Below are 14,184 nucleotides of genomic sequence, written 5' to 3'. Positions count from 1 at the left end.
GCACTAGTCGGTTCCGGTGACGCCGATATGACTCGGGAAATGGGCGACAAGGATATTCGCGCCATCCTCTGTGAACGCGGCGGCGAACTGCTCGCAGAATGGTGGTGGATCTTTTAACTTGTCTACCTTGATGACCCTCGCGGCCGTACCGACGATAGCCGACAGCAAGAGCATTTCCTCAGGCGTCAGTTCGAGACTGTCGAGCTTCCGAGCGAGCGAGTCGATGTCGGCCTGCTTGATATCGATCAAACCTTTGGTGCTGTCCGAGCTGGTTGGCGTCTCGGCCATTGCGGACCTCCGAACGGAGCCATCTGACGAGCACGACGGAGTGAGGGTCCATCGTACAGTGACCGCACTGACATGACCAGTCACTCGTGGCTCCGGAGCGCCCCGCCACCCGGGCCTTCGCCCGTGCTGGTGGGGCTGATCGCGGGATCTTCGACCGGTTCTGTCGATTTCAGCTTGGTGCGGACATCGTCGGCGTCGGTGTGGCCGAGTTGATCAAGGACGTCCAGGGCATACCTCCAGGCGGTGCGTGCCGCTTCCGTGTCGCCGGCGGCGTGGTGGGCGTCGCCGAGGGACGCCCACACGTCGGCTTCGTTGTAGCGGTAGCCGATCTGGCGGTACATCTCGGCGGCGGCCCGGTAGCACTCGACGGCACGCGCGTGGCGGTCGAGATGGCTGTGGGTGTAGCCAAGGCTGTCCCATGTCTCGGCCTGGCCGAGCCGGTCGCCAAGCTCCTGCTGAAGGTCTAGAGCCTCCTGGCAGAAGCCGAGCGCATCCTCATAGTGACCGAGCAGAGCATGGAACCAGCCGATCGCGTTGAGGGACCTGGCCTGCCCGGACCGGACACCGGCGGCTCGGAACAGGTCGAGGGCCCGCAGAGCGGAGGAAGTCGCCTCTTGATAGCGGCCCTGTCGCTCGAGCAACCAGGAATAATAACGATGAGCATTGGCCTCGCCGGCGTTGTCGCTCGCTCCTCGGTACAGGTCCAGCGCGTTCTGTAGATGGGTGCGAGCGTCGTCGTAACGATCGAAGCGGATGTAGGTACCACCCAGGAAACAATGGGCGAAGGCCTGTTTCCGCGGGTCGGCCAGGCGCTGCGCGGCGTGTAGCGCGATGCTGAGCACGTCGAGCGAATCGTGCCAGTGCCCCTGATAGTCGAAGAAACGTCGTAGCGCCCACGCCAACCGCCAGACATCGGCGTCGAACCCGGACACTTCATGGAGTACCGCGAGCAGCACCCGGTGCTCGGCGCCGAACCAGGCAAGAGCTTGCCCGTGGTCGGCTGTCTGCTCCGGTGTCACCCCGGGGACGACCGAGGGCAGCGGCGGTGGATCTTCCCGGTGCGGGTTGAGGAGCCGGTCGGCCGGGTCGGCGCTGTGCACGTAGTGACTGAGCGTTCTTCGCATCGCGGCGTCACGCTCGGCATCGCTGTCGAGAATGTCGGCCTGTTCCTTGGCGTAGACCCGCAGCAGGTCATGAAAGGTGAACCGATCGGCGAGGTGCTCGGCGATCAGGTGCGCCTGAGCCAGCTCAGCCAGCAGAGGCCGCACCACGCGGGCCGAGAGACCGGCCAGACTCGCTGCGGCGGGTGTCGCGACGTCCGGGCCGGGGTGCAGCCCGAGCAGCCTGAACAACCGCGCCGCGCCAGGGCTGAGTTGCCGGTACGACCACGAGAACACCGCCCGCGCATCGGTCGCCGGGTCTGAGCCGGCGAACGTGTCCAAGCTGCCACGGGCCGCGCGCAGGTCGGTGCCCAGCACGTCGAGGCCGAAACGGGGATGAGTGACGGCACGAGCGGCCATGATGGCCAGCGCGAGAGGAAGTCGAGCGCACAGGGTGATGATCTCGGCGACCGCGCTCGGTTCGGCAGCTACCCGGTCCCGACCGAGGCGGCGAGCCAGAAACTCGTGTGACTCCTCGGCGGTGAGCAGGTCCAGCGTAAGCGGATGAGCGCCTTCGGTGACAAGTCCGGCGAGTTGGTTGCGGCTGGTCACCAGTGCCTGGCATCCGGGTTCGCCAGGCAGTAGCGGCCGGACCTGTTCGGCGTCGCGCGCGTTGTCGAGCACCACGAGGATTCGCCGGCCGGACAGGAGACTGCGGTACAGGCCGACCTGCGCCGCGAAACCGGCGGGGATCCGCTGAGCCGGCACCTCGAGCGCGTCCAGGAAACGGCGCACCACCTCGGCCGGCGGAACCGGCGATCCGGTCGGGTCGAAACCCCGCAGGTTCACGTACAGCTGTCCATCGGGGAACTTGCCGCGAACGAGGTGTGCCCAATGCACCGCCAGGGCCGTCTTGCCGATTCCCGCAGTACCCGAGACCGCGATGATCACCACTGCCAGAGCACGATCGTAAGCTTTCGCGGTGAGGTCGTCCAAGAGGCGCAGCTCGTGGTCGCGTCCAGTGAACCCGGGAAAGTCCGGTGGTAGCTGCGCGGGCGGGGCATTGGGCCTGCCGGTCGAGGCTACCGGCTCCGGCGGGGGCTCCCCACGCAGGATCGCCCGATGCAGGTCGCGGAGCTCGGCGCTGGGGTCCGTGCCGAGGTCCTCGGCCAATCGCCGCCGGATGATGGAGTACCGGTCGATGGCTTCCGCGTCGCGGCCGGCCGCCCACAGCGCCCGCATGAGGAGGCCCTCGAGGGGCTCCACCAGCGGATACTCAGGGACAAGGTCGTGTAGGACGGCGACCACCGGAGCCGGATGCCCGAGCCGGAGTTCGACCTGCGCCCACCGGACCACCGCGTCCACCCGGAGCCGGGACCACCGGTCGCGAACCTGCTCTACCCATGATCCGGACAGGGCCGCCAGCGGCGGCCCCCGCCACAGTCCCAAGGCCTCGGCGAGCACGCCGGCGCAGTCGGCGTCTCCTCGCCGTGAGTCGTTGCCTTTTTCGACCAGACGGGAAAACCGGTATAGATCCACCATGTCCGGGTCGATATCCAGTACGTAGCCGGTGTGCCGGCGCCCGATCCGTGGTCCCGTCCCGCCGGTGCGGAGGGCTGCCTGTCCGAGCAGCCGGCGGATCCGGCTCACATGTGAATACAGCACATTTCGTGCTTCGACGGGCGGCCCGTCATCCCAGATTCGATCGATCAGCGTCTCGACGGCAACCGGTCGTCCCGCATCCACGACCAACGCCGCCAATACCGCCTGCTGCCTCGGCGTCCCCACGTCGAGCAACCGACCCGCCGCCCGCAGCTCCACCTCGCCGAACAGGCGGATTTCCACATGTGCCCCCTCGGTGATCGTCTTGTCACCAGCGGCCTCCATGCGGTCATGCTGACCTTTCCGCAGGATCGCCGCAAGGTCCGTGGCCAGGGCGCGGGAGCACTGTCATGAAGCTCAATCAATCCAGTCTGCGGGAGATAAATTGAAAACTCGAATTTTCATGTCCGCGTCCATCGCTGCCGCGGCTATGGGGATGGCTTCCTTCGCCACGCCCGCGCAGGCCGAACCGGTACAGCACATGGAAAAGGATCGTCACTGTGTCGTGAACCTGTCGGACGCGGGCGCCCCGATGGCCTGCTACGACACCTTCACCGAGGCCGTCGCGACGGCGACGGGCGGCCGGATCGCCGACGCTCCGGACAATGCAGCGAAAGCACTCGGCGACGCTCGCTTCGCGGCACGACTGAACGCGGCCGGCGTCAAGAAGGACGACACGGGCTCCACGCTCGCCGCCTCGTCGCCGGTCAGCATCATGTTCGACGACGCCGACTTCGGAGGCGATTCGCTGACCTATACAGCGGACCATGACTGCACCGGCCCGACAAACGACGTCGACTTTCGCGTGCACCTGGTGCAAGCGAACTGGAACGACAGATTCGGCTCGTACAAGGCGTTTCGGAATTGCTTCTTGAGCTTGTTCGAGGACCTCGACTGGACCGGAGCTTCGATCGGCTTCGCCGGCACCCGAACCGACCTGGGCATCTTGGACGACGAGACCAGTTCGATCCGGTGGTCCTGAGCCACCCAGCCGTCGGCCGGTGGCGCGATACGCGTCACCGGCCGGCCCGAGGTCGGTGTCCTGAAGCAGGCGCGCCGCCGTCGTCAGGCGCCACCAAGTCAGGTACGCGATCGAGGGCCGGCCCGTCAGCGCCGTGAACCGGCTGACCAGGGTGACCCGGGAAAGGCCCACGTGGACGGCCAGGTCCTCGATCCAGCTCGTCGGCCGACTCGGCACGGGGCCAGGTCGTGACCGTGCCGCCCGGCGGCTCGGCATCTCAGCCGGGCGCGTCAAGGTGGGGCTGAGTCTTGCCGGGGCCCCAAGAGTCTCCAACATTCGAGGGTCCGGTCCGGTGACCTGCAGGAAGTCTCATTCGCCCACGGGCGGGAGCGTCAACTTGAGTTGACGGCTGGCCGGGCCTGGGGCACGGCAGGGGAGTGTCCCGGGATCCGCCTGGTAGGCGCTGGCGCGGGGAAGTGGTGGCGAGTACGGGCCGCTCGTGGTGAGGGGAGCTGGACGTACGTTGCCTGGCGCGATGATGATCGCGGAACCGGATCACCACCAGGCAATGATCCCCCACTAAGTGTGTAACGCCCTATACGGCGGGCAACTATGAAATTTATATCACCGGTGACGGCTACAACGACATCATGAGCCTCAGCACCGGCGGTTCGCTCTACCTCGCCCAGCACAGCGGCACTGTGAATGGTGCCGCCACCTTCCGGCCCGAGAAAAACATCGCCAACGGGTGGCAGAGCGCTTCGCTGATCCTCGTCACGGATTTCCTGGGTAAAGACCGGAACAATCCCACGGAACTCGACGGCCTGGCCGACATCCTCTTCCGCGTGCCGACCGACAACGAGATCTACCTCTACGTCAACCAGGGGCTCGACAGCAACGGCAACCTCACCTTCTTCAGCTGGGGCAAGCTGCTCAACGACACGCAGGCCGTCACCAGCATGGCCGCCGCCGACGTGACAGCAGACGGCTTCCCCGATCTCTACACGACCTTCACCGACGGAAGTGCCCGGCTCCTCGACTTCTTCGCGGAGCAGGACTCCAGCGGCAACTGGATCCCCAAGTGGTACACGATCACGGCCACGGGCGCCGACGTCTACGACACGCGCCTGCTGACCGACGTCAACGACGTCGGCTTCCCCGACCTGCTCACCCGCACCAAGGCGACGGGTGAGCTGGACGTGGCTCTGCACGCGAGGAACTGGAATCCGGCCGCCATCGGCCGTCTTCGACACCGCGAACCGGAAAATACTCGCCACGGGCTGGGAGGATCACCGTTGGGTGATCTGGCTCATGACGGCGGATCCGGCGGCGGAAACGGCTCAGCCGCGGGAACTGCGTGGTTACCCGGTGTGCTTCCGGCGTGGGCCCGTGCGGTGGATGAGAGACGGTGTTGACGAGAGGTAGCCGGCGGCTCGTTCTGGTGGCGTGTCTCCTGGCCGGTGCTCTTTGCGGCTGCGAGGCCCGTGGCATCGATCCGGCCGTCCCGGCGCGTCCGATGCAGCTGCTGGGTTCGAAAGCCGGGTTCGCCGTTGATCCGTCGAGCCCGGCGGCCGCGTGGGTGCTGAACAACCCCGGATCACCGGCCGCGGCCACGATCAAACAGCGCATCGCCCGAGTTCCCGCCGCTCATCGGGTGGCGGTTCCGGAAAAAGAGGTGGCGGACGACATCCGGCCCTACCTCGACGCGGCGGTCGGCAGCCGCGCTCAGGCGCTGCTGTTCGCCGACGCCGATCGCGGGGCCGGTTGTCCGGCGTCGTCCGGCTCCTATCGCAGCTGGAGCAGTGCGCTCGCGGCCGCGGTGGGGGAGCAGGATGTGATCATCGTGCTCCGCGTATCCGCATCCGAACCGGGCGGCCGGGAATGCTCAACCGATCCAAGGCCGCAGGTGACCGAGAACGTCGTCGCGAGCTTGCATGCCAGTACCCGGCACGCCCGGGTCATCCTGGATGTCAGTGACCTGGCCGCGCAGTCCGTGCCGGCGGTGCAGCAATTCCTGGACAGCCTGCCGCTCACCGGTCTCACGGGTATCGCCGTCAACGTCGGTGGGACCGCTCCTGACGCCCAGATCGCCGATACCGTGTCGAAGCTACGCCGCGGTGACCTCCTCGTCGTCCAGGACTCGAGCAGAAGTGGTGGCGACGGGCCGCCAGGATGCAACTCACCGCAAGCCCGGCTCGGTCCGCAGCTGTCGCTGAGCCCCGATGCCGGATGGGTTCAGAAGATCTGGATCACTACCCCCGGCGTCTCCGACGGCCCGTGCGGCGCCGCCCCGGGCAGTAAAGCGGGCGAGTTCGTGCCTGAGCTTGCTGTCGCACTGACCCGGTAGTTCTACGCTGGTGTGAGCTGGTGATCAGGAACGTCTGACCGCTTGTTCGTAGGTGTGGCTGGGCAACGTTGATGGACTGATCTCCACGGCCACTGACGTCGGTGCGGAATGCTCACGGGCGAGCAGACCCTTGCCGAGCGCGGCGAGCGTGGCGAGGAAGGCGACGTTGAACGCCGTGCCCCAGTCGAACTTCGTGATGTCGAACACCCCGGCCATCGCCGATCCTGGAACAGTTCCTGTTGTTTCAGGCGCAGCAGGCACGCGCCACCGAACCGGAGGCGGACACCGGCATGACCGACCCCCGCGCGGAAGAACTGGCCGCGTGCCGGCGCGACACGACCGATGTCGACGCCGTTCGCCGGCTGCTCTGGCACCTCGGTCAGTCGTTGCCGTCGCCGAGTTTCGTCGACCTGGCGCGCGATCTTGAGGACTGCGCCGACGCACTCGCCCGGTCGATCGATGCGTCATCGGCTCGACGCCGAGACTGCCGGCGACCGATGGCCGGCGGTGATGTCAGGTGTCCGTGCGGGGTAGCCGGAACCATACGGTGAGGCCGCCGCGCGGATTGCTCTGTGCGGCCACATCCCCGCCGTGGGTGCGGATCACTTCCGCCACGATGGCCAGGCCCAGCCCGCTGCCGCCGCTGGCGCTGCGGCCGGGGTCGCCCCGGTAGAACCGGTCGAACATCCGATCCCGTGCCGGGGGTTCCAGGCCCGGACCGCTGTCGGCGACTTCGACCCGTGCCTCGTCCAGTCTGTTGTGGAGAGTGACGGTCGAAGGAGCGTCGATCGGTGTGTGGGCCCGGACATTGGCCAGGAGATTGGCCATCACCTGGCGGAGGCTGTCCTCGTCGCCGGTGACGATGCAGGGGTCCGGCACGTCGAGACTGATCCTCCGGTGGGGTTCGACGGCGATGGCGTCGGCCACCGAGTCCCGCACCACTGCCGTCAGGTCGACCGACTGGCTGCGCAGTGCCGGCTCCGCGTCCAGTCTGGCCAGGTACAGCAGGTCATCCACGATCGCACCCATTCGGGCGGTCTCGTCATCGAGCCGCCGCAACACGTCCGGCCGATCCCGTTCGGTGACCACCCCGGCCGCCAGCAGGTGGAGATAACCTCGGACCGAGGTGAGCGGTGTACGCAGCTCGTGTGAAGCGTCCGCCACGAAGCGCTGCAACCGCTCCTCCGACCGGGCCCGCGCGAAGAGGGCGGCCTGGATCCGGGCAAGCATTCCGTTCACCGCGCTGGTCAGCCGGCCCACCTCGGTGCGCGCTGCCCGTTCACCGGCCACCGTGGTGATCCGGCGATCGAACTCGCCGGCGGAAATCGCCGTCGCGGTTGTCGTGATGTCCTCGAGCGGCCGCAGCCGCCGTACGACAAGCAGCCGCGCCAGCACCGCGAGGACGGTCAGCAGGACAATGGCCGAGAGCGCCTCGATCAGGACCAGCTGCCGGATCGTCTCCTCGACCGGAGCCAACGGGAGTCCGACCAGCACCGTGGCGCCGGCCACCTGCACCACGACGACCCGGAACCGGCCTGACCCCGACTCCACGGTCACCGGGTCGACTGTCGCCGCGCGCACCTGGCCGAGCAGCGGCACGGTGGGGGTCGACCGCGCGCCGGACAGCAGGGTGATGGCGCCGGCCGGATCACGGACCTCGACCACGTAGTCCGTCGGGGCCATCACCGCGCGCAGCTCTTGGCCGGGCCCGGTGCCGTCGAAGAGATGTCGGCCCCGGGCCAGCAGCAGGCCGGCCGCTCCGCGAAGCTGGTGGTCGATGCGGCCCGAGAGATCGGCGTGCAGGGCAGCAGCGCTCACGACGGCGGCGGCGGTCAGCACGGCGGCGGTGAGCCCGAGGATGCCCAGCAGCAACGAGGTCCGCAGAGGTAGCTGTGACCATCGGCCCGGCGTGCTCATCCGATGTCCGCGTCCGATGTCCGCAGCGCATACCCGAACCCTCGGTGGGTCATGATCAGCGGGCCGCCGAGCGCCTCGAGTTTGCGGCGCAGGTAGCCGATGTAGGTGTCGACCACCTTCGATCCACCGCCGAAGTCGTAGCTCCACACCGCGTCGAGGATCTGCGACCGGGACAGCACCCGCTCCGGGTTGAGCAACAGGTAGCGCAGCAGCTTGAACTCGGTGGGAGACAGCTCGACCGGACAGCCTCCCCGGCGCACCAGCATGGTGTTCTCGTCCAGTTCGACGTCGCCGTAGCGCAGCATGGCCTCGGGTGGGTCCGGACGAAAGGACACCGCGGTCCGGCGGAGAACCGCGCGGACCCGCGCGATCAGCTCGTCGACCGCGAACGGCTTGGTCACGTAGTCGTCCCCGCCATAGGTCAATCCTGCCACCGTGTCGTGACGCGTGTCCCGCGCTGTCAGGAACACGATGCCCACGGGATGGCCGTCCGCGCGCAGCCGCCGGCACACCTCGAAGCCATCGCCGTCCGGCAGCATCACGTCCAAGATGACCAGGTCAGGGCGATCCCGGTCGGCCGCGTGCAGCGCCTCGGCGACCGTGCCTGCCGTGCTCACCGCGAAGCCGTGGAACTTCAGCACCGTGGCCAGCATGTCCACGATGTTGGGGTGGTCGTCGACCACGAGGATGCGCGCCGTGTCAGACATCGCGCACAGCACAGCACAGCCAGGTGTGAATTCGGTGAGAACTGTGGATCACACCGGACTCACACCTTGTTCTTGCTGGACTCACGCCGCGCCGTAGCCGGGCTCACATCCGACGCTGGTGGACTTCTCCGGTACGCATCCAGAACACCCGAGGGGAAGAAAAGGAATGAAGAAACTCACTCGCATGTCGATGTTCGCCGGGGTCACCTCGGCAGTGGTGTCGACGACCTTGCTGGCGTTGGCGTTGCCTGCCGCCGCCGCGGACGCGACTGCCGCCTACTCGCACGATTCCACCACCGGCGCGACGAACCAGGGTTGGATGGGGTGGCTGCCCGACAGCGCGCCGCTCAGTGAACTGACCCTGCCCGGCACGCACGACAGCGGCGCTTCCCGGTCCGGCGGCGACATCGCCCTCACCCAGTCCATGACCTTGGGCGAGCAGTTGAACGCGGGGATCCGGGCCTGGGATATCCGATTGGGCGAGGCCGACGGCAGACTGAAGGTCTATCACGGCGTGGTCAGCCAGGGACAGGACTTCGAGAACGACGTGCTCGCCACGGCCAGTAATTACCTCGCGGCGAGCCCCACCGAGGCGATCGTGATGCGCGTCAAACACGAAATCGGACCGGAGGACGGTTTCGACACCATGGTCAAAGCCGACCTGGACAAGTACTCGCGGGTCTACACGGGCACCAGCGACAATCCGGCACTGGGGGACATCCGTGGCAAGATCGTCGTGCTGCAGGACTTCTCGTCCAGCACCCGGATGGGATTGCCCTGGGGCAGCCTGGCGATCCAGGACAACTACAGCATGAACACCAACTGGGACCTCGCCGGGAAGTGGCGCGCGATCAAGGGCCAGCTGGACACGGCGCAATTCGGACCGCGGGACACCACGTACGTCAACTTCCTGAGCGCGTCGGGCGGGTCGTTTCCGTATTTCGTCGCCAGCGGCAACTCCAGCCCCGGGACCGGCGCACCCAACCTGCTCACCGGGATGACCCGAGGCGTCATCGACACCTGCAGCGGAAACTCGCAGTGCATTTCCGAGTTCCCCAGTGAGAACTGCGCATTGGGCACCTGCTCGGTGGCCTTCGAAGGCATGGACATCCTGACGAAGAACGAGATCAACCGCCGCGGCTGGCCCAACCGGTACGGCATCGTCATGGCCGACTTCCCGGGCGCGAGCCTGATTCACTCCCTGATCGAATCCAACAACTACAGCAACTACCGCTCCGCGCTCAAGGTCCAGGAGTCCGGCCGGTGCCTCGACGTCCCAGCCGCCAGCCAGCAGAACAGCACCGTCGTCACGGTGTGGGACTGCCACGGCGGCCCCAACCAGGTCTGGACGAGAACGCCCTACGGCCAGCTGACGGTCTACGGCTCGAAGTGCCTGGACGTCCGCAAGAACGCCACCGCCGACGGAACCCCGGTGCAGATCTACGACTGCAACGACACCGGCGCCCAGCGGTGGAGCTTCACGCCGGACGGCCTGATCGTCAACCCGGACTCCGGCAAGTGCCTGGACGCGACCGACCACGGCGTCAACGGGGCAACGCTCGTCATCTGGACCTGCCACGGCGGCGTCAACCAGCGATGGACACGCGCCTGATCATTGAACGACGTTGAACAATGGGTGCCGCACTCCACTACCACGGAGGCGGCACCCATTGGTCATCCTGGACAGATGCCCGTGCTCGTGGGGTGAGCGGGTGGCAAGTCGGGCTGACGTAGGAGGTCCCGGTCAAAGTGACGCCGGCGAGGCGGACTTCGCCGAGCTCGATCCAGGCGTGTGGAGCGCCACCGCGGTCCGGACCTGCAGCGTCTGCGATGGGCAGGCGCAGGTCCTTGGCCATGGCGGCCAGGTGGTCGTTGTGGGTGGAGTCCAGTGGCGCGCGGTGGCCGATCAGGCTCCACCGCGACGTGGTCGCGTTTGAACCGGTCCGCCAGCAGCGCGAGTTCCTCGGCGGCCGCGGCCGCCGAGGGCCGGCGGTCGGCGCCCCTTGCAGTTCTCGCGAACGAAACCAAAGGCCCCAAGGCCAAAGCGTCGAGTTGGGATCACGCTGGATCGAGGTACCAGCAGCGGTCGCATGACTGCGGGCTGGGAAGGCTTCGCCCAATCAGCGCAGCCGGCCGGGCACTGGCCGACGCGGGTGTGGACGTCTTGGCCGGCACCGATGCTTCCATGGCCGAGACGTTCTTCGGCGGCCTGGCGCACGGAGCCAGCCTGCACCAAGAACTGCAGTACCTCGTGGCGGCCGGACTGACTCCCGCGCAGGCGCTGCGCGCCGCGACCGCGACCACGGCCCGCCGCTTCGGGCTCGTCGACCGGGGCCGGATCGCCGGAGGGCTCCGCGCCGACCTCCTGCTCGTCGACGGCGACCCGACGACGAACATCGGCGACACGCTCAACACGCGCGCGATCTGGCGGCGGGGCACCCGGTTCAAAGAATCGTGATCCGAGGGTGCGGGGCAATCTCGCCGAGCCGGTAACGGTGCCGAGCCAAGCCGTGCCGGCGAACCCCGCCCGGGGCCGGCCATCGAACTCGTGGATCTCGATGGCCGGCCCGCGTCCGCAGAATTCATCCTGGTGCGAGCGAGCGACCGGCTGCACCGGTGCTGTCTCTGGTCGGGCTGCCGATGCTGGTGTGGGGGCGGCAGGTGACCGGGCTCGCCGAGCTCGCGGAACTCTGCGGCGCTCCCGAGGCTGGGCCGGTCCGCGTCACCGGAATTCCGAACGCCCGGTTCGCCAGTGAGGTCGAGGCCGCCGCGGCGGCCGGGGTGATCCCGGAGCCCGCCGCCGGGGGCCCGGCGACCGATCCGCAGGAACTGCGGGAGTGGGCGGCAGGACTCGGCTGGGAGGTCGTGCCGACCTGGTCCGCCGACGACGTCGAATGCTTCGACGTCGTCGTCCTCCCCGGCGGGCGGGTCCAGGGGCGGGTGCTCTCAGGTGTGTTCGTCCCCACCGGCCGGCCGGGGCGGACACTCGTCAACCACCCGGCAGGCGCCCGGGAAATCGGCGCGCTGGTCGTCGCATTGCGCGGCTACCTGCAGGAGCGGCTGCCGGAGTACATGATGCCCTCGGCCGTTGTCGCCATCGGCGAGGTGCCCCAGACCCCGAGCGGGAAGCTGGACCGGCGGGCGCTGCCGGTGCCCGACTACGCCGTGGCGTCGACCGGCCGCGCGCCGCGGAACCCACAGGAACAGCTGCTCTGCACGTTGTTCGCCGAGGTGCTCGGCGTGGACCGGGTCGGCATCGACGACGACTTCTTCGCCATGGGCGGGCATTCCCTACTGGCCACCCGGCTGGTCAGCCGGATCCGCGCGGCCTTGGGCGCCGAAGTGCCGATCCGCGCGGTGTTCGACGCTCCCACGATCGTCGGACTCGTCGAGCACCTCGCGCTGGCCGCGTCGGCACGCCCGCAGCTGCGACGAACGCTGCGGAGGCCGGACCGCGCACCCCTGTCGTTCGCCCAGCGCCGGTTGTGGTTCGTCGGCCGTTTCGAAGGGCCGTCGGCGACCTACAACCTGCCGTTCGTCCTGCTGCTGGCCGGTCCGCTCGACGTGCTCGCGCTGGAATCCGCGGTCGCCGACATCCTCGCCCGGCACGAAAGCCTGCGGACGGTGATCGGCGAGGACACCGAAGGTGTGCCGTACCAGGAGGTGCTGCCCGCCGACCGGGCACGGCCGACTGTGCCGGTCGTCGACGTCGTCCGAGCGGACCTGTCCGTGGCGCTCGCGGATGCCGCCGCACGTCCCTTCGACCTTTCGGCCGAGATCCCGCTCCGAGCCGGGTTGTTCCGGACCGGTGTCGAGGAACACGTCCTGTTGCTGCTGATCCACCACATTGCCGGCGACGGCGAGTCCATGGCTCCGCTGGCTCGGGACCTGGCGGCGGCGTACGCGGCCCGGTCGAACGGCGTGGCGCCCGAATGGGCCGAGCTGCCGGTGCAGTACGTGGATTACACGCTGTGGCAACGACGGCTGCTCGGGGACGAGAACGATCCCGCGAGTGTGCTGAACCAGCAGGTCGCCTACTGGCGTTCCGAACTCGCCGGGATGCCCCAGCCGCTGCAGCTGCCGACCGATCACCCGCGGCCGTCGGTGGCCGGTCACCGCGGCGATTTCGTGGAGTTCACCTTCGATCCCGACCTGGTCGAGGCGGTCGGAAGGCTGGCGAAGGCGCACGGGGCAACGGTGTCCATGGCGTTGCAGACCGCGCTCGCGGTGTTGCTCCACCAGCTGGGCGCGGGCGACGACATTCCGCTCGGCAGCCCGATCGCCGGTCGCACCGACAAAGATCTCGCCGACCTGGTGGGCTTCTTCGTCAACACCTGGGTGCTGCGTGCCGATCTGTCCGGGAATCCGTCGTTCGAGCAGTTGCTGAAGCGGGTCCGGGACAAGGCTCTGGCGGCCTACGACCATCAGGACGCCCCGTTCGAGCGGCTGGTGGAGTGCTCAATCCGGAGCGCTCGACCGCCTACCAACCGCTGTTCCAGGTGATGTTCGCCTGGCAGAACATCGTCCGTCAGGATTTCGCGCTGCACGGCCTGCGGGTGACGTTGGAACCGGCGTCCACCGGCACCGCGAAGTTCGACTTGTTCTTCAACATGGCGGATTTGCCCGGGCGCGGCGTGGTCGGGCACCTGGAGTACGCGACCGAACTGTTCGAACGGGGCACCGTGGAGGCGCTCGCGGAGCGATTCGTGCGGGTCGTGCGGCAGATGGTCACCGAGCCCGGCAAATCCGTCGACCTGGTGGACGCCTTGGTCCCGGGGGAACGGGATCTGTTGCTGGCCGAGCTCAACGACACCGCTCGCGAGGTTCCCGAGCTGTCGCTGCCCGAGTTGTTCGAACGCCAAGCCGCCGCGACACCCGCTGCGATCGCCGTGGTCTTCGGTGACGAGATGCCGACCTACCGGGAACTGGACGAACGGGCGAACCGGCTGGCCCGGGAATTGCGCCGGCGGGGAGCGGGGCCGGAGTCCCTGGTCGGGCTCGCGCTGCCTCGATCCGCCGATCTTGTGGTGGCCCTGCTCGGGATCTTGAAGTCCGGCGCCGGGTACCTCCCGATCGATCCGCGCTATCCGAGCGGGCGGCTGGAGTTCATCCTCTCCGAAGCGCGGCCGCACGTGGTGCTCACCGACGCGGAGGCGGCCGGCGTGCTGCCGGACGTCGGCGTCCCGAGGCTGTTCCTCGGCGATACCGGCATTTCCGAGGCCGCCGAAACTGATGCGCCCCGGGTTCTGTGCAGGCTCTGAT

Annotated in this window: 12 protein-coding genes; 7 read left to right on the top strand and 5 right to left on the bottom strand. The window is 68.0% G+C overall.

Going from position 1 to position 14,184, the window contains the following annotated elements; translation table 11 throughout:
• Nucleotides 1-3 precede the first annotated feature (3 nt).
• Together A3CE_RS0112765 and A3CE_RS50965 are read right to left on the bottom strand one after the other, a co-directional pair.
• A complete protein-coding gene (locus A3CE_RS0112765) occupies nucleotides 4-288 on the bottom strand; it encodes a hypothetical protein (protein ID WP_020640480.1) in 285 nt (94 codons plus the stop codon).
• An 80-nt stretch (nucleotides 289-368) separates the two neighbouring features.
• On the bottom strand, nucleotides 369-3,275 hold the full coding sequence (locus A3CE_RS50965) for an AfsR/SARP family transcriptional regulator (RefSeq protein ID WP_020640479.1): 2,907 nt from the start codon (nucleotides 3,273-3,275) through the stop codon (nucleotides 369-371).
• Nucleotides 3,276-3,426: 151 nt separating this feature from the next.
• On the opposite strand from A3CE_RS50965, the gene A3CE_RS53480 reads away from it, so the two are divergent.
• The 3 genes from A3CE_RS53480 (at nucleotide 3,427) to A3CE_RS0112745 (ending at nucleotide 6,298) form a co-directional block, all read left to right on the top strand.
• Complete coding sequence (locus tag A3CE_RS53480) at nucleotides 3,427-3,972, top strand: hypothetical protein (protein ID WP_211231845.1); 546 nt, start codon at nucleotides 3,427-3,429, stop codon at nucleotides 3,970-3,972.
• Between the two features lie 629 nt (nucleotides 3,973-4,601).
• A complete protein-coding gene (locus tag A3CE_RS0112750) occupies nucleotides 4,602-5,366 on the top strand; it encodes an FG-GAP repeat domain-containing protein (protein WP_020640477.1) in 765 nt (254 codons plus the stop codon).
• Between the two features lie 101 nt (nucleotides 5,367-5,467).
• On the top strand, nucleotides 5,468-6,298 hold the full coding sequence (locus A3CE_RS0112745; RefSeq protein WP_020640476.1) for a hypothetical protein: 831 nt from the start codon (nucleotides 5,468-5,470) through the stop codon (nucleotides 6,296-6,298).
• 24 nt (nucleotides 6,299-6,322) lie between these two features.
• Here the strand turns inward: A3CE_RS0112745 and A3CE_RS0112740 are convergent, their stop codons facing one another.
• The 3 genes from A3CE_RS0112740 to A3CE_RS0112730 all read right to left on the bottom strand — a co-directional run bounded on the left by A3CE_RS0112740 (nucleotide 6,323) and on the right by A3CE_RS0112730 (nucleotide 8,922).
• Nucleotides 6,323-6,514, bottom strand: a complete 192-nt coding sequence (locus A3CE_RS0112740) for a hypothetical protein (RefSeq protein ID WP_020640475.1) — start codon at nucleotides 6,512-6,514, stop codon at nucleotides 6,323-6,325.
• Nucleotides 6,515-6,811: 297 nt separating this feature from the next.
• Nucleotides 6,812-8,215 (bottom strand): sensor histidine kinase, encoded by a 1,404-nt coding sequence (locus A3CE_RS50955; RefSeq protein ID WP_043790830.1) that lies wholly within the window; start codon nucleotides 8,213-8,215, stop codon nucleotides 6,812-6,814.
• On the bottom strand, nucleotides 8,212-8,922 hold the full coding sequence (locus A3CE_RS0112730) for a response regulator transcription factor (protein ID WP_043792223.1): 711 nt from the start codon (nucleotides 8,920-8,922) through the stop codon (nucleotides 8,212-8,214). The genes A3CE_RS50955 and A3CE_RS0112730 overlap by 4 nt, the downstream gene beginning before the upstream one ends.
• 166 nt (nucleotides 8,923-9,088) lie before the next feature.
• Here A3CE_RS0112730 and A3CE_RS50950 point away from each other — a divergent pair, with 166 nt between their 5' ends.
• The 4 genes from A3CE_RS50950 (at nucleotide 9,089) to A3CE_RS57980 (ending at nucleotide 14,183) form a co-directional block, all read left to right on the top strand.
• Entirely contained in the window at nucleotides 9,089-10,534 is a 1,446-nt protein-coding gene (locus A3CE_RS50950; RefSeq protein ID WP_084641503.1) for a ricin-type beta-trefoil lectin domain protein, read from the top strand.
• 180 nt (nucleotides 10,535-10,714) lie between these two features.
• On the top strand, nucleotides 10,715-11,380 hold the full coding sequence (locus A3CE_RS59835; RefSeq protein ID WP_376741676.1) for an amidohydrolase family protein: 666 nt from the start codon (nucleotides 10,715-10,717) through the stop codon (nucleotides 11,378-11,380).
• Nucleotides 11,381-11,538: 158 nt separating this feature from the next.
• Nucleotides 11,539-13,425, top strand: coding sequence for a condensation domain-containing protein (locus A3CE_RS57985; protein ID WP_026468423.1), 1,887 nt, complete (start codon nucleotides 11,539-11,541; stop codon nucleotides 13,423-13,425).
• Nucleotides 13,377-14,183 (top strand): AMP-binding protein, encoded by an 807-nt coding sequence (locus tag A3CE_RS57980; protein WP_020640470.1) that lies wholly within the window; start codon nucleotides 13,377-13,379, stop codon nucleotides 14,181-14,183. The genes A3CE_RS57985 and A3CE_RS57980 overlap by 49 nt, the downstream gene beginning before the upstream one ends.
• Nucleotide 14,184: the final 1 nt, after the last annotated feature.

Origin of the sequence: Amycolatopsis balhimycina FH 1894, from assembly GCF_000384295.1 — a bacterium.
Lineage (GTDB): Bacteria > Actinomycetota > Actinomycetes > Mycobacteriales > Pseudonocardiaceae > Amycolatopsis > Amycolatopsis balhimycina.
Note: the sequence above shows the minus strand (reverse complement) of the source record. Positions and strands in the feature narration are given on the sequence as shown.